The following is a 23,375-nucleotide window of genomic DNA, read 5'->3' as shown; positions in this document are numbered from 1 at the left end:
AATTTCTATTAAATTTATTTTTATTTTGATTCAAGAAATTTTTCTAATGCTGATTTAATTTCATTACGATCTACAATGTTATGAATGCCAATTACGTCAAATTTTAAATTTTTACTCTTTAATTCTTCTGCAACATCAACTAATGTTAATGCAGCATCTCCATTAAATCCACTAACTGAATCTAATGAACCATGTTCAACCTCAATTGGAAAATTATTCTCCTTTATAACTTGTTGAGTTTTTATTTTTAACATTAAACTTGAGCCAACTCCTGCTCTACATGCTATTAAAAGTTTGTACATAATAAATTCCTCCTATTGTAATTCCTTTTCTTTTATATAATTAATAATTTCTTCTTCTTTTTTAGCATTATCTAATACTCTAAAAAATTCTTCTTCATCTAATAATTCAACTAACTCAGACATTGCACGTAAATGACTATTGCTATCTACTGCACTTAGAGAAAATACATACTTAACTGGATCATTTTCATCATTTCCAAATTTAACTGGAGTCTCTAAAGTTGCAATTCCTATTGCTATATCTTTTGCTCCTGCTTCAGGTCTAGCGTGTGGAAGAGCTACATGTTTAGTTATAACAATGTATGGCCCTGATTCTTTAGTTGTAGCAACCATAGCATCTACATAAGCTTCACTAGCTTTATTATTTTCAACTAGAACAGAAGCTGATTGTCTTATAGCATCCTCCCAATCTTTAGCCTTTACATTTAGCTTTATTAGTGTTTCATTAGTTATTTCACTTAACATTGGTCCTTCTCCTTCCCTAAATGTAGAACTTTCTACTTGTTTATAATTTTCTATTTGTTTAAAATAAGCTGATAGCTCATTTAAAAGCATATTTTCTGAAGTTATATTTGCATATTTTTTTATTATATTCATTACCTCTTCTACTTTAGGTTGCTTGAAGAAAATCTCTCCTAACTGAATATAAACCTCTCTTGTAACTTTATACTTTTCAGCAGTAGTCATAACTGGACTAACTTTAATTATTGGTACATCTATATTAAATTTTTCTACTTTATCATTTGTAGTAAATATAATATCAACAGAATCTATAAATTTTTCTAATGAATACGATTCCACAGGGTGTAGAAAATGTATATCAGGAAATAGACCTGTAAGCTCTGAATATAAAATTGCTGAGCTTCCTACTCCATTTGAACAAACAATTAATGCAACTTTTTTTCTAATAGCATCACATTCTTTTCTATTTGAGAAAAATATGGCAAAATGCATTGTTAAGTATGCTAATTCTTCTTCTTGGATTTCTTCTCCAAATAAGCCGCAAAACTCATTCATCGTATTACTTACAATTTTATATACTAATTTATATTCTTCTTTTACTCTTTGACAAAGAGGATTGCATATAGGCAATTTAAACAGAAGTCTATAATAAGCTGATCTAAAATGAGAATATAATTGCTTACATATTTTCTTTTGACTTATGTAATAAACGCCACTTAGATATCCAAATTTCATCATGATTTTATTTACAATTTCTAATATTACTTCTCTATCTTCAGTATGCTCATCATAATTACCTACTGATATTCCTAAAATCCAAGCGCTTATGTATGTTATATCATGAGACTTTATAAGTTCTTTACTTTCATATATTTGTAATAATTCTTCAGCAAATTTATATTCCTTCATGGATTTCATAACAGAAACCTTTGGAATATCCATATTTTCTAAAACCTCTACTCTCTTGGAGTACATTCTTGCTTTTAAAAATATGAATATATATATAAATTCCACTAGCCTATCTTCCACGAAAGTAATTTTGTATTTATCAACAAGCTTTAATATATTCTTCTTTGCTTCTTCAAAACTATCTAAATTATATTCTTCAATAAAAATATCAAATACTCTAGAGCTTTTTTCATTTGCTAAAGTTTCTATAATATTTTTAATAAGTACCCTTCTTATTTCCATTTCAGAACCAACTAGGTAATAACCATTAGATCGACTATTCTTAACTTTTATTCCTTTTTTCTCAAGCTCTGGAATTAAATCTTTAAAGTCAAGATTTAAAGTGGATCTACTGATTTTTAAGAAATAAGTAAAATGATTAATTGATAGTTCCTCTTGATTTATAAAAAGCATTAAATACATACATAAAAGTCTTTCTTCCTTACTTAAATAGTAAGTATTCTTTGAACAGTTTTTTTCTAAAATTTCTTTTATTGCTTTCTTAGTTTCTTTACTAATCATAATATCTTTTTCAGCTCTTAATGATATCAGTGGAACATTTTCTGCTTTAAGCATATTATTTATTTTATTTATCCTATAATCAATTTGTCTTTTTGAATAATTAGATTCTTCTTGTAATTTTCTTGTTGTAATCAATGAATTATTCAATAACATTTTAAGAATTAATATAAGCTCTTTGTCCACTTCTATCCAAACCTACTTTCATCTCAAGATTAGTCCTCATATTTTTGTTATTTTTCCATCAAGTCCCTCCTCATGTTTTATTCTATTTTAAAATGATAACTTTTTCAATTCATTTTTTGTCCGATTTTTGTACTTATATATTACAAAAATAACACATTATTTTATTGATATATTTATATAAATTAATATATTTATTTATTCTATATAAATAAGACTTTCAGATAATTTTAATCTTCTTAAAGTCTTTACAACTTTATAGTAAGTTCTAAATAATTAATTATATAAAGTAACTTGACAAGCTTTTATTTAATAATTAATATTGTTTATAAGATAATTGATATTTACTATCAATTAAAAATAAAATTCAGTAAGTAGCAACAATGTCATAAATAAAAAGATTTCAGATTTTATAGTTTAAACATATGAAAATATAGAATTCAAGGGAGATTACTAATGGAATTGAAAATTTTAGAACTAAGTCCCTCTCATGCCTTTGCTGAGGAAGAAGAAAAGAAAAAGGATTTTTACATATCAGTTATTGATGAATATGAACTTGAGACCACTTATTTATCTAAATACAATGTTTTATTAATTACATATTTTATTAATCAAGAGTACTTATATAAACACAAGGATATCATTGAGAATTTTTTAAATGAAGGAAAAGTAGTTATATTCTCTGGCCATTTATTCCGTAATTGGTTACCAGGAGCTTCATTATTTATGCCTAAAAAAATTAATAGTCATAAAGATTACTTTGTACAAACTATACCTGGCTCACCGCTATTTAATGGTGTTAAAATGGAAGATATGGTTTATAACAAAGGTGTGGCAGGATTTTTTGCCCGTGGTTATTATTATCCACCAGAAAGTGCTGAAGTTTGCTTAACATTTACAGACGGAAAAATTATTACTTATATAGATCGACATAGTACAAAGGGAACTATAATTCTTCATGCAGGTAGAAATATTTTAGGATACAAAAATAAAAATAACACAACAAATAAAATTAGTGAGCAATTAATTACTTTATTAAATAAAGAAATATCTGGAGGGATGAATAATGAGAAAAATAGCAGTAATTTATAGTGGACAAGCACCTCATTATCGTACTTTCCATGAGCCTAAATACGCCCAATATATAGAAAAGCTTATATACTTCCCAGAATTTCTAGACACAGACCTTACCCCCTATGATGTACTAATTGTGCCTTCTCAGCTTAACTCAAAGTTATTACTAAAGTCTGCTGACAAGATTAGAGACTTTGCTGATAATGGGAATACAGTTGTTGTCTTTGGCCCACAGCCCTGGGAATGGATACCTAATCAAAAATGGGAGGATCGCCCAACAAACTTCTGGTGGTGGAGAGAAGAAAATCCAGATAGTGGCTTAAGAGTTAAGAATGAGGATCATCCATTCTATAACTACTTCACATTAAAAGATTGTACTTGGCACCAACATGGTGTATTTTGGCCTCCAGCTAATACAACAACATTAATTGCCACAGAAGATAATGGAGCTGTATTATATATTGATGAGGTATCATCAAAGGGAACTTGGATTATTACCACCTTAGATCCTGACTATCACTTTGGCTCTTATTTTATGCCAGCCACAGAAGCTTTCCTTGATAATTTATTTCCATGGCTAAGCCTTGGAGAGTTTACAAAATAAATAATATTATCAACAGATATTTACACTAAAAATATAATATATTTTTACATAATTAAATCATAATAATAAAAAATCGAACTACTTTTGAAGTTAGTTCGATTTTTTATTATTAATTCTATAATTTCTCATTAATTGAGACTACTATAAAAAATAACTTGTTTTATTTAAATAAAAATATTTTATAGTTAGCACTACTTTTATTCTACAATATACCCATCCATATTTTCACTGCTGTAGCAAGGATAAGTACTGCTAAAGCATTTTTAAGTATTTTTGCATTAACTTTCTTACTAGAGGCTGCCCCTAATGGAGATGCAATAAGACTTGCTACTACCATTATTAAAGCTGGAACTAATTCTACTTGTCCTGTAGTAATCTTTCCTACCATAGAACCTATAGATGATATAAATGTTATCGCAAGAGATGATGCTATAGTCATACGAGTAGGAATCTTTAAAACTACAAGCATTATAGGAACTAATAAAAATGCACCTGCAGCTCCTACAATCCCTGATCCTACTCCAACAACAAAAGCAAGTCCAGAAGCTAAAATTTTATTGAAGCTTACCATTTCCATAGGTACATCTTCATTATTTTTTTTAGGGATAAACATTAATATAGCTGCTAATAAAGCAAGTACCCCATAAATTATATTAATAATTTCTTCTGATAAAAACTTAGAGCCATAACTTCCTATAAGGCTTCCTATCAAAATACTTATTCCCATATAACCTATTAGCTTTTTATTTAAATAGCCACTTTTTCTATAGACCATAATTCCACCAATAGTAGCAAAGAATACTTGAACAGCACTAATACCTGATACCTCATGAGCACTAAAGGCTGCTAACCCAAATAGTGGTGGTATATATAAAAGCATTGGGTATTTAATTATAGAACCTCCTATTCCAAGCATTCCTGATAAATATGATCCTATAAATCCTATTAAAAATATTGTTATTATATATGAAATTTCCATTTGTTTCCTCCTAGGTATTTAATAAAGAGGCTGTCCAAGCAGCCTCTAATTAAAAGTTTAGAATGTAAAATGAAGAATTATTGAAGTAATTGTTCCAAATTACTAAAAATATATCTTTTTCATAAACTCCTGAAGGAGTTTATTCATTTATTTTACATTTTTAATTATTAATTTTACATTGTGCCACAGCACCCTATAAACTATCTAACTGCACATCTATTAGGGCCAATCTCCATTTCTCTTTGTCTATCTTCATCTGGAGATATATTACCAATATTGGCTAGTCTTATATCTTTATAGTCATTAGGTTGAGGTGGAAGATTCTTTGTAACAAGATTTTTAAATTCCTCTTCATCCTTTATATTTAGACCATGATTTTTTTCAAAAAGTTCTCCCAATTTCTTGCCTACAGTTCCATCTTCATTAAGTTCATCTACTATCATAAAGTGAGCTGGAAGTACTAAAAGTTCATTAGATAATTCTCTATATTTCTTATATAGACTTTCTCTTAAATCCAATACCCAATCTTCAGCAAGTCCTGCAAGATCTGGTCTTCCTATTGAGTCAATAAATAGTATATCTCCTGTAAGTAAATAGCTATTATCTACAATAAAAGAAGTTGATCCAATAGTATGTCCTGGAGAATATAAAGCATGAATATCTACAGAACTGCTACCTACAACAATTTCTAATCCATCTTCTAAAGGATTATAGCTAAATGTTACCCCTTCTGCATCCTTTGGTGGAAGATAATATTTTGCTTCTGTCTTTTCAGCAAGGAAACGTCCTCCTGAAATATGATCTGCATGAAGATGTGTATCAAATACATGTTTAATCTTAGCACCCTTTGAATTTGCAAAATCACTATAGATATTAATGAATCTTGTAGCATCTATTACAGCTGCTTCACCATCAGAGATAATCATGTAAGAAAGACATCCCTTACCTATACGAACAAATTGATAAAGTTCTCCTCCGCTCTTTAAATCCGCAACCTTTAATGGTTCTAAATATTCACTATAGCTTTTCATACCACCTTCAAGATATGATGCTTTAAATCCAGCTTCATCTAACATATCAGCTATCATTAAAGAAGATCCTTCCTTAGCACATACTACTAATAATTCTTCGTTTTTAGGAAGCTTATCTGTAATACTGTCCACTCCATCTAAAAGATCAAAGTAAGGAACATTCATATGGGTAAAGTTTTTACCCTCTATTTTCCAATCTTTAAATTCTTCTGTATTTCTAACGTCTAATATAAATAATTTTTCTTTATTAATTACTTTTTTAGTTATTTCTTTTACATTTACTTTTCTTATACTCATCTCAAGTATACCCCCTTAGGTATTATTTTTTTAAAAAAATTTAGAAACTTAAAGTAATATCTGCATCTTTAGCAAATTCTAAAAATGTTACAGCTCCGACTACTTCAATATTGTCAAATAAATCTTCTTTATTAATTCCCATAACATCCATAGTCATTTGACATGCAATAAATTTAACATCCATTTCTTGTGCCATTAAAGCAAGTTCTTCTACTGAAAGTACATTAGCATTTTTAAAGCCTTCCTCTAATTGCTCATTTCCCTTTGGCATTACAATTCCCTTAACTCCTTGCTTGTGAATAAGGTTAAGTCCTTCAAAGGTAAAGAAAACTGTTACCTCCATATCTGTTGCTGCTGCTGCATTAGCAATGTTAAAAACTTTATAAGCGTTAAATATATCTCCATTGCTAGATATTATAGCTACCTTTTTACTCATTCTTATTTCCTCCTCTATTATTACATTATCCTCTATTATATATTTATATAATTTTACTTAAATATTATATTAATTTATTCCTTCTATGTCCCCTGTCCAATTACTCATTCCAGGAATAACATTTATAACCTTATTAAAACCATTATCAGAAAGCATTTGTGCTGCTAAATCACTTCTATGACCTGTTCTACAAATTACATATACTTCTTTATCTTTAGATAACTTAGAAATATTATCTTCTAAATCCCCTAAAGGCATAGATATAGCATTAGGTATATGAGCAAAAACATATTCTGCTTCTTCTCTTACATCTACAATTTGTATATCTTCTTTAGCATGAATCTTCTTAATTAACTCATCATTTGTAGTTGTTACTTCATGTTTTTTCTCTATTACTTCATTAGAAGATTCTTTTCTAATATAATGCTTGAATACTCCTTCATCTTGAAAACTACCTAAGTATTGGTATCCAGTATTATTTGCCCAAGCTTTTACATCTGCCATTGAACCCTTATCAGTTGATTGAAGTTCAACCACTTGACCAACTTCTAATTGAGCCATACCCTTCTTAAGTTTTACTATTGGCATAGGGCATGATAACCCATTTGCATCTACTACTAAATCAACCTTTATATTTTTCATATAAATTTTCTCCTTAATATTTTTTATTTTTTATATTTTTCCTATTCTCTCTTCAAGATTATTACTGAACTCTTGAATAATAAGGTCCTGTCTTTCTTAATTTCTAAGCTTGATATTTACTTTATTTCTTTATTAGAAGTAAATCATCAAATAATATATAGTACTAATAGATAAAATTATAAGTTGTGTAATACAATTAAATTTTACTCAAAGCCATTATACCCTATAGGGTATATTTTTCTTAAAAAAAATTTATCTGCTTTTTACTAGAAGATCTACAGCTTCTTGTACAATTTTATGTTTATTCTCTTCAGTGTCTTCTTGTGTTACAGACTTTACAAGATTTTCACTAACAATAATTCCTATGGACCTATCAATAGCTGATCGAACTGCTGAAAGTTGTGTTATAACTTCTTTACATTCCTTTTCATCTTCCATCATATTTAATATACCTTTTAATTGGCCTTCTAATCTTTTAATCCTATTTACAACTTTATGATTGTATTTCATAATTTCACCCCTAATATATGTACTATATTATTATTTTTTAACACATTATATACCATACGGGGTATATTGTCAACAGGTGAATACCTAGGATTAAAGTAAATAATCTTAATATTCTTTTTATTCTACAGATAATTTTTAAATTATATTTAATAACTTTATCTATAAATATAATGTCTATGTTCTATGTTGTTAATCTCATTATATACCCCCTATGGTATATTGTCAACATCTATTTCTAACAAATAATAATTATCCTCAAAATCCAACAATTGAAGTGATTATTGAAAAAGTAAAAAGTAAAGGTAAAGTAAAATCCACGACAATAATATCGTGGATTTATTGGTGGAAGCGAAATATTACTACACCTTGTTCCTTTTTGCTTATAAGTTTGTAAATACTCCTAACAAATCTAAAATTCCATACCCCCATTCTATATTAGGATATATATCATTTTTTCTTCTATATGTCCCTCTTAACATATAGGACTTAAGAGTTTGAGAATACATATAGGGATCATTCCCTTCTACTATTCCCCATTGAAATAATAATAAAGCTGCTCCTGTAGCTACAGCGGCTGATACACTTGTTCCTGTAATATAAACTCTTTGATTATTTAAAAATATACATTTTACATCTACCCCACCAGCTGCAACATCTATTTCAAAACCTTCTATTGATGTAGTAGCTAATCCTGATTTAGGATAAACTGTTATATTATTTTGATTATAATTGCTTATAGTTAAGGAATATCTGCTTGTACTTGGATTTGTAATGGTTCCACAAGTACATGGAGAAGTTAAGGAAGTTTCACCCTTTAACATCTTTCTAGAAAACATCCAAATATCAAACCTACCATTAACTATATATTCTCCCTTTAATCTTATTTTCCATATGCCAGCTTTAATATTTGAAAATGATAAAACAAAAGTCTGTAATCCAGTAAAGTTATCAACGTTGTAAAAATCAATCTTTAATGTTGTATTTTCAAGAACATATTCTATAACTTTTTCTTTATAAAGGTTAGAACTCATAAATTCAGAACTCTCAGAACTTGGAGCAATAACTGCTATAGCCATTTTATTAGGTCGCCTTACATATACCTTGAATTGCAAAAGCTTCATGCTTTCCCCAACTTGTAATTCAACTTCTTTTACGTCACCAATACCAGTTATATATCCAGAAGCATGCCCTTCTGCTAATCCTTCATTACCACAGCCTGCTACAAAAACAAGCCCTCTATAACTAGCTATTCTATTTAAATATCTAGAAAATATATCGCTAGAATCATGACTATGTTCTGAAGTACCAATAGAATTTAATATAATCATTGGTTTTTTCACTTTTAATGCATAATTTTTCAAATACTCTATTCCTGCTATTATAGAACTTAGATAATATACTGGAACATTTCTTATATTTTCATCTTCAAGTTGCTTTTTAAACTTTTTTGACTCTTTAAGTTTTACTATAGCAAAAGTACAGTCATTAGCTACACCTTCAACATCTTCATCATATCCTCGTGCACCTGCTATACTTGCCATTTGAGTGCCATGTCCTATTTCATCTTTTGATGGCACTATAGCATACGGATCATTTCCACTTAACTTTGCTTTAATAGCTTCATTAATTTTAGTATTATCAAAAATTGTTCCTGTAAATACCTCATCTGGATTCTGATTGGAATTAGGTAAATTTATAGTTTGATCCCATATAACCTCAATTCTAGAAGTATTGTCTTCTCTTAAAAATTCTCTATTTGTATAATCTATGCCAGTATCAACTATCCCGATTATTACTCCTCTTCCAGTTAGATTTAAATACTTATTAATTTTTATAGGATTAATATTACTTACATCTTCTACACTTGTCCCTTCTAAAACATACATATTTCTAAAGTTTACAAATATAATTGCAGGGACATTTTTTCTAAGTTCCTCCAACCTATCACCTTTTACAGCCAGTAAGGCTAATTTACTTGTGACTCTAAATACACAGGCATAATCAATGTTCTTCATTTGTTCTAATATATTCCCCCTATATTCTATTAGATACTCTTCTACATCATCTTGGTCTATAAATAGATTGCAAGTATTTCTATTCACTAATTGTTTCCCCTTATAAGTAGTATTTAATATAATATATTTGTGTAAATTATTACTTATTCAAAGAAAATAGCCTTAACCACTTACTTAAAAGGGTTAAGGCTAAAAAATCTCATTTATTTATAGTTCAATATTTTATTCTACTAAAAATTTAATCCACGACATTTGTGTGGTGGATTTATTGCTAATTTCTCTTTTGTATTACATCATTCTATAAACTTTAATTTCTATTTCTCCAGATTTATCTCCACCTTCTAAGGCACCTACATATACCCCCGTATTTAACCAGGCATATTTGCTGCTATTGTCTACTAAAAACTTAGTTCTTGTTTTTATAGTACTTTCATTAAGAAAATTAATAACACCTTCATTTTCAATAGATATATACTCATCATCTTCAGTTTTAAGCACATATTTAGCACTTGCATGAGCTATGCCATTCCCCCTATCTATATTCCAGTCTGCACCAATAGGCATTACACTTCCTTTGATCTTACCATCAAAAGTACCTCCTATAATAGGAATAACATTAAGGTTACCATCAACAACTTTTCCTACCTCTAAATTATTTGAACATATTACATGTATATTTAAAATTAATTCCGCTTGTAAATTCACCATATTATCATACTCTCCTAACTTTTATATTAATATTATTTATAGTTTTCATATCAACTTACTGATATATATATTTAAAGATTTTAATTTATACATTATTAGTATCTTTTAAGTTAATTTATAAGTATTTCAAACCTAAGCATATCCATAGATAAAAAGGCACCTCAAATATTATTTATTTGAGGTGCGAATTTAATTAACAAATAGTTAAATTATTGTGCTACTGCTTTTCTTCTAGCATCTAATTCTGCTTTTATTTGAGGATATTGTTTATCTAATTTATAAAATAAATTAGCTATGATGATTATACCAAACATAATCATTGGTATAACTAAATAATTGAATTGTATAGCTTTAACTGCAGCTTCAGTTTGAACAGCTTCTCCTCCAATATACCCATTACTTGCTAGAATTGCAGATGCTAACATAGTAGCAACAGAATTTGCTATTTTAACTCCAAATCCTATGAATGCTAATAATGATCCTTGAACTCTTTTACCATTCTTCCATTCGCCGTAATCAACACTTTCTGCAGACATTACATTAACAACACTATTTGGTATTGACATACCTACAGAAGCAATTACTGTAAAGAATAAAATTAATGCTGTACTACTTGTAGAGAAATAAACTCCTACACAACCTCCTATAGCCAGGAAACTTCCCATGATAACCATATTTCTTTTTCCCATTTTAGGAGCAAGTACTGGAACAAGCATTGCTATTGGAATACCCATTAAGTTAGCTATTGTTAATAAAATAGCTCCTATAGCTACATTTCCTACAACATATTGAGCATAGTATATAGTTTGAGTTGCACGAACTACAATTGCAGCTATATTTAATAGAATAGTTAGTGTACAAATAAACCATGGTAGGTTTTTGAATGCTTGTAATAAATCTTTTACAGTTATTTTTTCTCCGTGAGCTTGTGTAATTCTTTCACGTGAATTCTTAAAGCAAGTTAATAAAAGTAATACTCCAACTGTAGCAAAGATTATAATTGTACGTTGATATCCTTTATATTCTGAACCAGCACCTAAAAATGATACTAATGTTATTGTTAGTGCACCAACTAATAATTGTCCCATGTTAGTTCCTAGTGTTCCAAACATATTTGTTTGTAACCTGTCTTTTTCATCATCAGTAACACTTGCAAGCATAACTGTTTGAGGAATACATATAGCAGTATAAGCTATAGTATATAAAATATACATTACTAAACAATATATGTATTTTATTGAGCTACTAGCATCAGGTATTCTAAACATAAATGATACTACAAGTCCTAATGGTATTGCGCAGAATAATAAGTAAGGTCTGCATTTCCCCCATTTAGTATTTGTCTTATCTATGATAATTCCCATAAGTGGATCTGAAATTGCATCTGCAACTCCTCCAAGCATCATTATTGTTGATATTTGAACTAAGCTAATTTTTACAATATCAGAGTAGAAATACATCATGTATGTAGTTACTAAAGATGTAATTAAACATAATCCCATATTTCCACATCCATAACTAATTTTTTCTAACAATGACATTTTTCCTAGTCCAACACTTCCATACTTGTGACCAGTTTTTCCTAAAAAAGGTATTTCGTTTGATACATTATTTTCCATAAGTCCTCCTTAATAAATAAATTATTATATTAATAAATTAATATTTTACTGATTCATATTAAGATTTCTTTTACTTAAAATTTGTAAAAAGTCCTCCTAAAATCTTTAGATTTCAATTCTATTTTTCATCTAAAAGCCACTTCACAGCCTTTTCCAAATATTCATTCCAGAAATTCCAGTCATGGATTCCTTTGCTTTCCTTATAATCTACATTGATTCCCTCTTTAACTAAAAACTCATTAAACTCTCTATTTTGATTTAATAAGAAGTCTTCAGTTCCGCATGCCATAAAAATAGGCGGAATATCTTTACCTTCTCTTTTTAATTGTTTAATTAGATATTCAGGATTTTTATCACTTTCTTCTAATTCACTTAAATCTCCAAATACAGATGCATAATAATAGTAATCAGCTACTTCATTTTTAAAGTCTTCTTTTTTATTCTTAATATCATTTATAATTAGTGCAGATGATAGCCCAAATATCTTTCCAAAAGTATCAGTATTATTTAGCCCATTACGTATTGCACCAAATCCTCCCATAGATAATCCACCTATAAAAGTATCTTCTTTCTTATCAGAAAGATTAAATACTTTCCTTGTGTATTCAACTAATTCCTGGCTTACATAGTCTCCATAATTTTTACCTGTACCATTAGCATTTACATAAAAACTATTATCGCCAGCAGGCATAATAACAGCAATGTTATATTGTACTGCAATATTCTGTATTAGACTTCCATAAAGCCAGTCATTTTCATTTCCTGAAAATCCATGCAATAAATATAATGCTTTAGTTTTTCTTTTATAATGTTCATTTCCCTCTATCATTATTGGTAATAAATCGTTAGGAATTACAATATTAAAATTTGTTGCTTTCATTAGCGCTTGTGAATAAAAATTCACCTTCATTAGTGCCATATTTACTTTTCTCCTTTATATATACTTGAATGGTTCTTTTGCATCAATAAATTCAACGGGTATATCTCCAACAATATCCTTTACCCATGCAGCAGCATGTTTCATTCCCATTTCTTCGCTTCTTTCATGTCCTAAAATCAGCATAGCTTTATCTTGTCCAAATTCTATAGCATCCCTTACATATGGAACAATGGTCCATTCAGTAATATCTCCACATATTACTGTATCAAGATTGTTCTTTAGCATAAGCTGCATAGGAAGTTCCTCTACTCCTAATCCAAGACTTCCCCCTCCAACAAGAACACCTACTCTTTTTACAGTCATTTCAGGATTTCCAACAATCTGAACCACATCCATTTCTAGCTTGTCCTTAAAAAATAAGCATAGGTCTCTTAATGATGTTTCAGGAATCTCATAGCTAGCCCCAAACCATTCCATTCCTTTTGGATTATCTATTCTATATTTATTCCATTCTGTTTCTATTTCATAGCCTCTATATATCCCATCTTCATTTCCAATATGCATATGATCATGGAATCTCCAGATTGCAATATTATTTTCTTCTATAAGTTTTTTCTTTTCTAAATAAATTGGATCATTTTCTAGCCAGTCCACCTTATCATTTGCAGTAAACCATGTTGGTTCATGAGTAATAATAAAATCAGCACCTATCTCTGCAGCTTTTTTTATTACCTCTACTGTTGCCATAAAAGTAGTTACAATCTTTTTCACCTCTTTATCTTTGTCACCAATGATTAGATGATCACAGGTTTTTTCATATTCTATTGGTTCTAGTCCTGTTTTTTTGATTATTTCATCGATAATTTCATATACCTTCATAATTAATCTCTCCTTATAAAACTTCAATACATCCTGAATCTATTTTTTTTATCTCTCCATTATTTTTTATCCATACTGGTTCACATGAAGGATTATAAACAAATTTTCCATCTGCAGAATATTCAAGGTTATTAAACCTTTTCATACAGTCTACGATTTCTCCATTTGATGCCATCCATATCTTGTCCCTATATCCATGTAGATATTTAAACAAGTTCTCTATTACTTGCCAATTATTTTTTTGTGAAAATTCATAGGAATGTCCCCATAGATAAAATATCTGAGATTCTCCAAAGATATTATTTTCTTCACAAAAAGTTTTAGCTAAATTCATTAGTTCTGCATCATTATGATGACAGGTTGGATGCCATCTGAGGAAATCCTTTGGTATATCAAAACTCCTTGTATTCTCAACTGTTCTTGCATAATTAATACCACAATTTTTTAGAATTTGGATAACGTTATCATCATATACCCCAAAAGGATATGCAAATCCCTTTATAATCCTATTAGTCAATCTTTCTAAGTTTTTTCTATCTTCAATGATCTCATATGAAACCATTCCGAAATCTGATTCTGTAAGTTTCATATGAGTATATGCATGAGCTGCTATTTCATGATTACAGTACAAATCTACAATTTCATCTTCGGGTATTCTAGAGATATCTGTATCATATCCATCTATGACAGCTCTGCCTTCTTTTCCGAATAAAGATGAATTCAGATTAAAAGTACCTTTAATACCATACTCATTCATAAGTTTTATTAAATCCTTATCGAAAATAGTTCCATCATCATAACTTGCTGTAAATGCTTTTTCTTTTCCTTCTGGAAATACTAGCTGTATCATAAAAAACTATTCTCCCTTCAAGCCAAGATATTCTAACTTAACTAAGTCAGCCATTACTTTTCCACCTTCTACATTTGGATGTAATCCATCACCTATATGAGTTTTATTATTCATATAATGCTCATTATCTTTATCTCTTATTGCCTTGTCAAAATCCATAATGCCATCAGTAATTTTTTGTTGTCTTACCCATGAGTTGTATGCAATTCTTGTAGCTTCCCCTTCTGTCATCCAAGTAAATTCTTCATTAAAGAATGGCATAATAGTTCCTAGATAAACTCTACTATTAATACTGTGTAATTTATCAATAAGTGTTTTCATACCATTAATTAAATCTTCTGCTGTAACTACTTCATCCATATGATCAAATTGATAAGGATGCATGATATCATTTACACCTTCAAGAATAAAAACCGCATCTGGTTTCTCTCTTAAAACATCATTAGTAAATCTTTTTATTCCAGCTTCACCAAAAAATTTACCTTTGCCATCAATTGATTCTATATATGTAGCATCATTAAGAACTCTATTACCACCAATTCCCCTATTGATAAATGTGATTTCATCAGGATATTTGCTATATATTCTTTCAATTAATGCATCATAATAATATGACATATGAGTAATTGAATCACCAAAAAGTACCACTGTTTTGATATTTTTATTTGTAAATACCTTTATTTCTGATATACCAAACACTATATTAGATTTATTTACATCTGCTTTGACAAAAGGAAAAATGTCTTCACTTTTCTCACCAGCTATATTTTGAGTTTCTGTAAAATCTCCACCTTTAATATATTCTGTGTGCCAGCTTCTTGCTGCCCATGTAGAACAGGCTGATTGAATATTAGTTTTGTCTTTTACATACATAGAAATGACAAATTCTTCTCCTGCTAATATATCGAAATCAATGTCATCACTATAAAATTCTTCTCCACTTTTAATTACTATCTTTTCTTTTCCTTGGTAAGTGACATTAATGAAATTACTTATTTCTTTATCATTATTTTTTCTAGAACCAACTACTACTTTATCTAAAGTTAAATCTTCTTTAGAATATATATTTGAAAACTTTAACTTAATTTTATTTCCTGAAATATTATTCTTAAAATATGTTCTTTGTGTTAAATCACTTACACTACCAATAGTAGTATCATAATTAATGGGGCAATAACTCCACGCTGTTTTCCATTCCATTTTCTATACTCCATCACATTAAAATTAATTTAAAACATAATAATTCTAAATCTTTTCTGTAATCATTTTAACAATTTATAAATTTCTACTCTTGTTTTTCTTTAACTCTTATTATGTCAAAAATTGATTTATTTTAAATTTTCAAATAATAAAAGTATAAATATTGATCTTTTCAATAACAAATACTTATATTTTTCTACTTAATCCATATTTCTTATATACTTATATGGAGTTTCTCCATATGTTCTTTTGAATGCTGTTATAAATGATTTTAAATTAGGAAAACCATTTTCTAATGCTATATGTGTTATTGAATAATCCGTATTAATTAAATCCCTGTAGGCATTACTCAATCTAACATTTACTAAATAATTTTTAAAGTTAATTCCCATATACTTCGTAAAGCTACGGGATAAATACTCTTTTGAGAAATTAAACTTCATAGCTACATTTTCTAATGTAATATTGTCTTTATAGTTTTCATTTATATAATCAGTTATTCTCATCATTCTCTCTAAATATTTTTGGGATAAACAAGAGTTAATACTATCTTTTTTCACAGTATAATTTTTTAATAAAATATACATCACTTCATATACTAAAGAATTTATTTTAAGATAATTTAGCGAATTATTACTTTGAGTATAAAATATTGCAATTTCTCTAAAAATTCTTTTTAAATCCATAAGTTCTTTATTATCCCTTAATTCAAATATAATTTTATCTATATCTGGATAACTTTTTTTCAAGAAATCATAAGATACTATTATAGTTAATCCTATAAATACGTCTTCATTATCACCCTGGATGGAATGTACCTGCTTACTATTAATTAATATTAAATCATCACTCTTTACCAATGAAGGATTTCCATCAATACAAATATTCATTTCACCTTTGAGTATATAGGTTAATTCTAAATGATTATGCCAATGCTCAGGAACTACGAATTTAGCCTCCTCATGAATAATCACATTTGCTGCCATTCTATTATCTATCTCTATTACTTCATGATCATAATTCATTTCACTACCTACTTTACTATCAATAATTTTATAAACTATATATTATAATAATTTCAAAATTTATTCAATATTTATACAATATTTATTCTATATTTATCCAATATTTATTTTATAAATAAATACATTAAGCTGCAAAAAAATATATGTCAAACGCTTGACATATATTTTTTTTATATTTATACTCTTCTCATATAAAATAGTTTGGAGGTACTCATGTTTAATTTTAATAATGCTATACAATTTCAAAATAGAACTAATGATGTATTTACAATTGGTGAAATTTTAGTAGATATGATTTCAGATGACTACGATACTGATTTTTCTTGTAGTAAATACTCAAGATTCTTTGGTGGTTCACCTGCAAATATAACTATGAATATAAAAAAACTTGGCAGAAATCCAATTATAACTTCATGCGTAGGTAATGATGGATTAGGTGATTTTTTAGTTAATCACTTAAAGAAAAATAATATTAATACAGAACTAATAAATAGAGTTAATCATTCTACAAGTATGGTGCTTGTAACTAAAAGCAAAGAAACTCCTATACCTATTTTCTACCGTAATGCTGATTATAATTTGGAATATACTTCTGAAATCCATTCAGCATTAAAAAATAGTAAAATAGTTCATTTTTCTTGCTGGCCTATTTCTCAAAGAAAATCAAGAGAAATGATTGAAAAAGTAATTGAAGAAGCTAGAAAAAATGATGTTCTTATAGGATTTGATCCTAACTATCATGAAATGATTTGGGAAGAAGGACATGATGGAATAGAATATATAAAAAATCTTATAAGTAAAATAGATATAATAAAACCATCAGAAGTTGATGCTGAAAGAATCTTTGGCCCAGATACTCCTGAGAACCATGTAAACAAATTCATAGAGTGTGGCGCAAAATTTGTAATAATGACACTAGGTAAAGATGGTGCAATAGTTTCTAACGGAAAAGAAACTATAAGATTTAAAACTTTAGCTACTGAAATTGTAGATACTACTGGTGCTGGAGATGCATTCTGGGGAGGATTCTATGCTTCTATAACTAGTAATTATACCTTAAAGGAATCCTTAAATATTGGTTTTGCAGCAAGTGCATTTAAATTAAAACATACAGGTGCTATTGCGAAATTACCTTCTATCCAAGAATTAAAATTACTTTATAATATATAGCAATTCAAAAGGAGATAATAAAATGGCAGTTAAAAATAAAGTTCAACTAATAACGTACCCAGACTCTTTAGGTGGAGATTTAAAAACATTAGACAAGGTACTAAATAAATATTTTCCAAATACATTTAAAGGTGGTATTCATATACTTCCACCATTCCCATCATCAGGAGATAGAGGATTTGCACCTCTTACTTATCTAGAAATAGAACCAAAGTTTGGTACATGGGAAGATATCCGTAAGATAGGTGAAAAATATGATGTACTGCTTGATTTAATGGTTAATCATATTTCTAAGAATTCAGTATTCTTCCAAGACTTTTTAAAAAATGGAAAAGAATCAAAATATGCTGATTTATTTATTACATTAGATAAACTTTGGAGTGATGGAAAGCCTGTTCAAGAAGATATAGATAAAATGTTCTTACGTAGACAAGTTCCATACTCAACATTTAACATAAAAGGAGAAGAAACTTCTGTTTGGACTACTTTTGGTAAAGAAACTCCTTCTGAACAAATTGATCTTGATATAAACTCAGAATCAGTTAAAGCATTATTGAAAGAATTCTTCGAGAACTTCCATAAAAATAATGTTAAAATTGTAAGACTTGATGCTGTAGGATATATAACAAAAAAGCTTGGCACTAGCTGCTTCTTTGTTGAACCAGAAATATATAAATTCTTAGACTGGGTATCTGATTTAGCTAAATCTCTTGATATAAGCTTACTTCCAGAGGTTCATGCTCATTATACTACTCAATTTAAGTTAGCTAAGTATGGAAATTATATTTATGATTTTATACTTCCATACATGATTCTTAGTACAATAGTTAATAAATCTAGTTCTCAAATTAAAGAATACTTAAAAGATAGACCTAATAATCAATTTACAATGTTAGACTGTCATGATGGAATTCCTATAAAGCCTGACTTAGATGATTTAGTATCCTCTAATGATGCTAGAAAAATTGTTAATTACTGCTTAGATCATGGTGCAAATTTAAGTCTAGTTCATTCTGATGCACATAAGAGTGCTGATGGATTTGATGTTCATCAAATAAGATGTTCTTATTATTCTGTTTTAGGCTGTAATGATGATGCATACTTAACTGCAAGAGCAATACAATTCTTTGCTCCTGGTATTCCACAAGTATACTATGTTGGATTATTAGCTGGTGAAAATGATGTTGCAAATGTTACTCGTACTGGAGAAGGACGTGAAATAAATAGACACAACTTTACTTTAGAAGAAATCGATAAAGCCTATAACAAAAATGTAGTTCAAAGATTACTTAAACTTATTGATTTCAGAAATGATTATCCTGCATTTGATGGTGATTTTATTGTTGAAGACTCGGACAATAATAAAATTATATTAACTTGGAAAAAAGATGATAAATATTGTACTCTAAATGTTGATTTAAACACTAGCAAATCAACAATCAAATATATAAATAATGATGGTGATACATCAATATACACACTTTAATATAATAAGGGACTGTCGCAACCTAAATTAAAAATTTAGGGCGACAGCTCCTTTTATCTATTTATAGTACTATTTCTAATTATTAATTCTATAGGTAATATAGTATTTTTTATTACCTCTAAGTCCTTATTTTTTTTCTCAATTAATTCAATTGCTAAAGTTGCCATTTCTTTAATTGGCTGATGAATAGTTGTTATTGTTGGAGTTGTTAAAGTGGCTATATCAACATCGTCAAATCCAACTAATTGAATATCTTCAGGTATTCTGATTTTTAATTCATTACAAACTTGAATAACTTGTGCAGCTATTAAATCACTACTAGCAAAGATTCCATCTATATCTTTTAATTCTATTAATGCACTTTTTATATGACTATAGTAATTTTTCTCTTTATATGTATTAATATCATACTTTTTGATATGATATTCAATATTGTTTTTATTACAAATATCTATAAAAGCCTTTTCTCTATTATCTGCTGGCATATCCTCATCAATAACTCCACTAAAATGTAATAGTTTTTTGCAGCCACATTTTATTAGGTGTTCCGTTGCAATCTTTCCACCTTGATAATTATTACATTGAATTCCTAATTTATCTTCTTCAAAGTTTTTCTCTAATAATACAACAGGAATATTACCTGTATTTATTTTATTTGATTCTATATTCCCACTACAAAGGATTATTCCTGCAACTCTATTGCTTTTACACATATCTAAATATTGTTTTTCTTTTTCAACCTTTTCTTTACTATTACATAAAAGAATCTTATAACCACTTTTAGCAGCTTCTGTTTCTAGATTACTTATTAATTTTGCAAAGTATGGATGAGATATATGAGGAACTATTATTCCTATTGTATTGCTTTTTCGATTTGATAATGATCGTGCTATCTCATTAGGCTGATAGCCTAACTGTTCCATTGCTGCATTAACTTTATTCCTAGTTTTTTCACTAATATAACCTCTATTATTAATTACACGCGAAACAGTAGTTGGTGTAACTTCTGCTAACTTTGCAACATCTACTATTGTAGCCATATACCTTCTCCTATCCTATTTAATATTAATAATTATAATAAATTTCTACCTACAAGGTCAATGAACTTATTTATTTAATAATTTTTTATAAATAAAATATTTATGAGATATAGAATTACTATCTTTATAATCTTTATTATAATATTATATCGTGGTAATCTTATTATTTAACTTTTTAAAGAAAATTAATAATCCACCTCTAATTTTATTTCTCCCTTTTTTCTTTTGAAAACCTATGCCACTACCTAAAAGTATTTCCTCTTCTCCCTAACATTCACTGCACAAATTACATTATTATTGATAACTCACGTAACTTTCATTATAGTTATTAATAATTTTCAGTATAATTTACATACTATTATTTAGGAGGTGAAATTTTGAGAACAATAAAGGTTAGAATAAAAGATAGACATATATTAGATTATTTAAAAAATAAAATTTTTCTTACTCAACATTTTGAAAATATGTTAATAATCTTAATAAATCAAGATATAAACCAAAATAATGGTAAAAACTTTAGATTTTTAACTAATGGAAGAGTTATGAGGGCAATATTTACGAATACTAGTGGTGGTGTATTAAGAAATGATGTTGAGTATGTTAAAACATATTACAAAGATAATTCTCTTATGAATGATTTAATTAATGTTAGTAGAGAATTAAAATCTCATAATCTTGTAGAACAAATTAAAAATATTAAGAAAAACTATAAATCTACCTACACACAATCACAAAATGGCAACTTTAAAGTCAATAAACCATCTACTAAGAAACTATCCTCTGTAAACCACATAACATTATATATGGATGGATATAAATCTATAACACTTAAGAGGAAAAATGTTATTGGCTTAAATCTATATGATAAAATGATATACACTCATGTAAAACATGAACCATTATTGAAAATAGTGAAAAATTTTAGCAATATAAAAAATATAAATTTAAATTATTCAAATGGATATGTATATATGTTAATAAATTATATTGAATCTCAATTAAATATTGAAAGCGTTTATAGTATAAAATATGCTGGGTTAGATATTGGAATAAAGAATATAGCTTCAATATATATACATGATAATACTAGTAAGTCATTGATAATTAGTGGCAAAAAATTCATTGGTTATAATTCTAGTTTCAATAGATTACTTTCAAAGATAGATAATACCATTAATAATATTGAAGATAATAATTATTTAAATACTTATAAAAGATTTATATTTGAAAAGAAAAATAATTATTTCCATTCTGAATTCCATAAACTTTCCAAATATATATTATTATATTTAAAAAATAATAATGTCACACATTTAGTATTATCTAAAAGTATTAATGAATTAAAAAATAATGGTAAGTGCAAAATATCAAAAAATATAAGGCAACACTTTTTTCAAATCCCAATAATAAAACTGATAGATTATATTTGCTTAAAAGCATCTAAATTTAATATAAAAATAATCCAAATAGATGAATCATATACATCAAAAACTTCTTGCTTAAGTAGTAATATTTTTTACATAAAATCATTAGCTTCAAGTAATTTAATTTCAACTGATGTCTTCGGAGGAAGACGAGTTAAAAGAGGATTATTTAAAGATACTAAATATAATAAAATTTTAAATGCAGACTTAAATGCAGCCTTTAATATATGTAAATATGGCAGTTATGAATTAAAGGGTTTTGAAAGTATTTCAATACAATACTATAAATTATGTAACCCTAAAAAAATATATACGATAGCAATCTAAATATTAGTAGCTTAATCGAATAAAAGGATTTTTTCCTAACGTAAATTTTACGGCGAGGGGTCGTGCTCATATATATATTTTTTTACATATAATTATATTTTAATTAACCTTATAAATATTAAATTATGTATAATATATTATAAAAGAGTTATATTAATAGTAGATAATTAAATATACAAAAAAGCCGTGAATTACTTCACGGCTTATTAAGGTTATGGTGGAGGCGAGGGGTATCGAACCCCTGTCCGAAAGCAGACCAATCTGACTTTCTACGAGCGTAGTTTGTGACTAAAATTTCGGTCCTTAGTTCGCTCACAAACAAACTCCTAATTTCCTAGCTTCATGAATACCCCTTTAGCTCAAAGCTTTGCTAAACTTCGTTTCCCACTTTAATGACACCAGTGATCCAGAGCGTGGGCACCCTGGGCTGATGAACAGCTACATTAAGCTGCTAATGCAAAATTGTCTTCTGCGTTTATCTTTAATGCATACTTTATTAGCGAGGTGACATGCTTGCCTCGGCCCGCTTATCAAACCCATCTTACCCCCGTCGAAGCCAAAACGCCCCCAGGTTAAAATTAGTTTAACGCGAATATTCAATTTTCATTACGTTTGTAATTATATATTATAAAATTTTTTCTGTCAACAGCCTTAAAGGATACATTTTATCTAGTAATTTCCAATTTTGAATTATTTAAATTTCGAATTATCATAATTATAAGGAATACTTGTTCCAACTACTACATCTTCTATTTTATTTATAAT

The 23,375-nt window shown here is 28.1% G+C and carries 21 protein-coding genes and 1 other RNA gene; 5 read left to right on the top strand and 17 right to left on the bottom strand.

The window, feature by feature from the left end:
• Positions 1-20 precede the first annotated feature (20 nt).
• A complete protein-coding gene (locus ACFYH6_RS05580) occupies positions 21-302 on the bottom strand; it encodes a PTS sugar transporter subunit IIB (protein ID WP_416178930.1) in 282 nt (93 codons plus the stop codon).
• Positions 303-314: 12 nt separating this feature from the next.
• Positions 315-2,417: a BglG family transcription antiterminator gene (locus ACFYH6_RS05575; RefSeq protein WP_416178931.1), complete on the bottom strand. Its 2,103-nt coding sequence runs from the start codon at positions 2,415-2,417 to the stop codon at positions 315-317.
• Positions 2,418-2,870: 453 nt separating this feature from the next.
• On the opposite strand from ACFYH6_RS05575, the gene ACFYH6_RS05570 reads away from it, so the two are divergent.
• Complete coding sequence (locus ACFYH6_RS05570) at positions 2,871-3,506, top strand: hypothetical protein (protein WP_416178932.1); 636 nt, start codon at positions 2,871-2,873, stop codon at positions 3,504-3,506.
• Entirely contained in the window at positions 3,481-4,092 is a 612-nt protein-coding gene (locus ACFYH6_RS05565; protein ID WP_416178933.1) for a hypothetical protein, read from the top strand. Before ACFYH6_RS05570 ends, ACFYH6_RS05565 begins: the two co-directional genes overlap by 26 nt.
• Before the next feature lie 202 nt (positions 4,093-4,294).
• Here the strand turns inward: ACFYH6_RS05565 and ACFYH6_RS05560 are convergent, their stop codons facing one another.
• From ACFYH6_RS05560 to ACFYH6_RS05500, 13 genes are all read right to left on the bottom strand, one after another.
• Positions 4,295-5,071: a sulfite exporter TauE/SafE family protein gene (locus ACFYH6_RS05560; RefSeq protein WP_416178934.1), complete on the bottom strand. Its 777-nt coding sequence runs from the start codon at positions 5,069-5,071 to the stop codon at positions 4,295-4,297.
• 200 nt (positions 5,072-5,271) lie between these two features.
• Positions 5,272-6,399, bottom strand: coding sequence for an MBL fold metallo-hydrolase (locus ACFYH6_RS05555; protein ID WP_416178935.1), 1,128 nt, complete (start codon positions 6,397-6,399; stop codon positions 5,272-5,274).
• Between the two features lie 40 nt (positions 6,400-6,439).
• Positions 6,440-6,835: a DsrE/DsrF/DrsH-like family protein gene (locus ACFYH6_RS05550; RefSeq protein ID WP_416178936.1), complete on the bottom strand. Its 396-nt coding sequence runs from the start codon at positions 6,833-6,835 to the stop codon at positions 6,440-6,442.
• Positions 6,836-6,904: 69 nt separating this feature from the next.
• Positions 6,905-7,477, bottom strand: a complete 573-nt coding sequence (locus ACFYH6_RS05545) for a sulfurtransferase TusA family protein (RefSeq protein ID WP_416178937.1) — start codon at positions 7,475-7,477, stop codon at positions 6,905-6,907.
• 252 nt (positions 7,478-7,729) lie between these two features.
• Complete coding sequence (locus tag ACFYH6_RS05540) at positions 7,730-7,987, bottom strand: metal-sensitive transcriptional regulator (protein ID WP_416178938.1); 258 nt, start codon at positions 7,985-7,987, stop codon at positions 7,730-7,732.
• Positions 7,988-8,367: 380 nt separating this feature from the next.
• Positions 8,368-10,089 carry a S8 family peptidase gene (locus ACFYH6_RS05535; RefSeq protein WP_416178939.1) on the bottom strand — a complete coding sequence of 574 codons (1,722 nt, stop codon included), beginning with the start codon at positions 10,087-10,089 and terminating at the stop codon, positions 8,368-8,370.
• 201 nt (positions 10,090-10,290) lie between these two features.
• Positions 10,291-10,710: a DUF3237 domain-containing protein gene (locus ACFYH6_RS05530; RefSeq protein ID WP_416178940.1), complete on the bottom strand. Its 420-nt coding sequence runs from the start codon at positions 10,708-10,710 to the stop codon at positions 10,291-10,293.
• 209 nt (positions 10,711-10,919) lie between these two features.
• The gene (locus ACFYH6_RS05525; protein WP_416178941.1) at positions 10,920-12,329 is read right to left on the bottom strand and encodes an MFS transporter; all 1,410 of its coding nucleotides are present in this window, start codon (positions 12,327-12,329) and stop codon (positions 10,920-10,922) included.
• A gap of 118 nt (positions 12,330-12,447) precedes the next feature.
• Positions 12,448-13,248 (bottom strand): alpha/beta hydrolase, encoded by an 801-nt coding sequence (locus ACFYH6_RS05520; protein WP_416178942.1) that lies wholly within the window; start codon positions 13,246-13,248, stop codon positions 12,448-12,450.
• Positions 13,249-13,263: 15 nt separating this feature from the next.
• Positions 13,264-14,088, bottom strand: a complete 825-nt coding sequence (locus ACFYH6_RS05515; protein ID WP_416178943.1) for a Nif3-like dinuclear metal center hexameric protein — start codon at positions 14,086-14,088, stop codon at positions 13,264-13,266.
• A 13-nt stretch (positions 14,089-14,101) separates the two neighbouring features.
• The gene (locus tag ACFYH6_RS05510) at positions 14,102-14,938 is read right to left on the bottom strand and encodes a polysaccharide deacetylase family protein (protein WP_416178944.1); all 837 of its coding nucleotides are present in this window, start codon (positions 14,936-14,938) and stop codon (positions 14,102-14,104) included.
• A gap of 6 nt (positions 14,939-14,944) precedes the next feature.
• Positions 14,945-16,138 (bottom strand): GDSL-type esterase/lipase family protein, encoded by a 1,194-nt coding sequence (locus ACFYH6_RS05505; RefSeq protein WP_416178945.1) that lies wholly within the window; start codon positions 16,136-16,138, stop codon positions 14,945-14,947.
• Positions 16,139-16,338: 200 nt separating this feature from the next.
• Positions 16,339-17,163, bottom strand: coding sequence for an AraC family transcriptional regulator (locus tag ACFYH6_RS05500; RefSeq protein WP_416178946.1), 825 nt, complete (start codon positions 17,161-17,163; stop codon positions 16,339-16,341).
• Positions 17,164-17,376: 213 nt separating this feature from the next.
• Between ACFYH6_RS05500 and ACFYH6_RS05495 the strand changes: the two genes are divergently transcribed.
• Both ACFYH6_RS05495 and gtfA read left to right on the top strand, forming a co-directional pair.
• Positions 17,377-18,333 carry a carbohydrate kinase family protein gene (locus tag ACFYH6_RS05495; protein ID WP_416178947.1) on the top strand — a complete coding sequence of 319 codons (957 nt, stop codon included), beginning with the start codon at positions 17,377-17,379 and terminating at the stop codon, positions 18,331-18,333.
• A 22-nt stretch (positions 18,334-18,355) separates the two neighbouring features.
• Positions 18,356-19,819, top strand: a complete 1,464-nt coding sequence (gene gtfA / locus ACFYH6_RS05490; protein ID WP_416178948.1) for a sucrose phosphorylase — start codon at positions 18,356-18,358, stop codon at positions 19,817-19,819.
• Between the two features lie 53 nt (positions 19,820-19,872).
• On the opposite strand, the gene ACFYH6_RS05485 is transcribed toward gtfA, so the two are convergent.
• The gene (locus tag ACFYH6_RS05485) at positions 19,873-20,859 is read right to left on the bottom strand and encodes a LacI family DNA-binding transcriptional regulator (protein WP_416178949.1); all 987 of its coding nucleotides are present in this window, start codon (positions 20,857-20,859) and stop codon (positions 19,873-19,875) included.
• A gap of 377 nt (positions 20,860-21,236) precedes the next feature.
• Here ACFYH6_RS05485 and ACFYH6_RS05480 point away from each other — a divergent pair, with 377 nt between their 5' ends.
• On the top strand, positions 21,237-22,610 hold the full coding sequence (locus tag ACFYH6_RS05480) for a hypothetical protein (protein WP_416178950.1): 1,374 nt from the start codon (positions 21,237-21,239) through the stop codon (positions 22,608-22,610).
• Between the two features lie 215 nt (positions 22,611-22,825).
• On the opposite strand, the gene ssrA is transcribed toward ACFYH6_RS05480, so the two are convergent.
• Positions 22,826-23,179: a transfer-messenger RNA gene (gene ssrA / locus ACFYH6_RS05475) on the bottom strand.
• Positions 23,180-23,375 lie beyond the last annotated feature (196 nt).

This window comes from Clostridium sp. HCS.1, assembly GCF_047900555.1.
Lineage (GTDB): Bacteria > Bacillota > Clostridia > Clostridiales > Clostridiaceae > Clostridium.
This window is presented reverse-complemented; position numbering and strand designations above follow the sequence as displayed.

Excerpts from the sequence above, each read along its gene's own strand:
- ACFYH6_RS05565 (WP_416178933.1), top strand. The coding sequence starts at position 3,481 with ATGAGAAAAATAGCAGTAATTTATAGTGGACAAGCACCTCATTATCGT.
- ACFYH6_RS05485 (WP_416178949.1), bottom strand. The coding sequence starts at position 20,859 with ATGGCTACAATAGTAGATGTTGCAAAGTTAGCAGAAGTTACACCAACT.
- gtfA (WP_416178948.1), top strand. The coding sequence starts at position 18,356 with ATGGCAGTTAAAAATAAAGTTCAACTAATAACGTACCCAGACTCTTTA.
- ACFYH6_RS05510 (WP_416178944.1), bottom strand. The coding sequence starts at position 14,938 with ATGATACAGCTAGTATTTCCAGAAGGAAAAGAAAAAGCATTTACAGCA.
- ACFYH6_RS05495 (WP_416178947.1), top strand. The coding sequence starts at position 17,377 with ATGTTTAATTTTAATAATGCTATACAATTTCAAAATAGAACTAATGAT.
- ACFYH6_RS05560 (WP_416178934.1), bottom strand. The coding sequence starts at position 5,071 with ATGGAAATTTCATATATAATAACAATATTTTTAATAGGATTTATAGGA.
- ACFYH6_RS05525 (WP_416178941.1), bottom strand. The coding sequence starts at position 12,329 with ATGGAAAATAATGTATCAAACGAAATACCTTTTTTAGGAAAAACTGGT.
- ACFYH6_RS05580 (WP_416178930.1), bottom strand. The coding sequence starts at position 302 with ATGTACAAACTTTTAATAGCATGTAGAGCAGGAGTTGGCTCAAGTTTA.
- ACFYH6_RS05555 (WP_416178935.1), bottom strand. The coding sequence starts at position 6,399 with ATGAGTATAAGAAAAGTAAATGTAAAAGAAATAACTAAAAAAGTAATT.
- ACFYH6_RS05550 (WP_416178936.1), bottom strand. The coding sequence starts at position 6,835 with ATGAGTAAAAAGGTAGCTATAATATCTAGCAATGGAGATATATTTAAC.
- ACFYH6_RS05545 (WP_416178937.1), bottom strand. The coding sequence starts at position 7,477 with ATGAAAAATATAAAGGTTGATTTAGTAGTAGATGCAAATGGGTTATCA.
- ACFYH6_RS05540 (WP_416178938.1), bottom strand. The coding sequence starts at position 7,987 with ATGAAATACAATCATAAAGTTGTAAATAGGATTAAAAGATTAGAAGGC.
- ACFYH6_RS05505 (WP_416178945.1), bottom strand. The coding sequence starts at position 16,138 with ATGGAATGGAAAACAGCGTGGAGTTATTGCCCCATTAATTATGATACT.
- ACFYH6_RS05530 (WP_416178940.1), bottom strand. The coding sequence starts at position 10,710 with ATGGTGAATTTACAAGCGGAATTAATTTTAAATATACATGTAATATGT.
- ACFYH6_RS05520 (WP_416178942.1), bottom strand. The coding sequence starts at position 13,248 with ATGGCACTAATGAAGGTGAATTTTTATTCACAAGCGCTAATGAAAGCA.
- ACFYH6_RS05570 (WP_416178932.1), top strand. The coding sequence starts at position 2,871 with ATGGAATTGAAAATTTTAGAACTAAGTCCCTCTCATGCCTTTGCTGAG.
- ACFYH6_RS05515 (WP_416178943.1), bottom strand. The coding sequence starts at position 14,088 with ATGAAGGTATATGAAATTATCGATGAAATAATCAAAAAAACAGGACTA.
- ACFYH6_RS05500 (WP_416178946.1), bottom strand. The coding sequence starts at position 17,163 with ATGAATTATGATCATGAAGTAATAGAGATAGATAATAGAATGGCAGCA.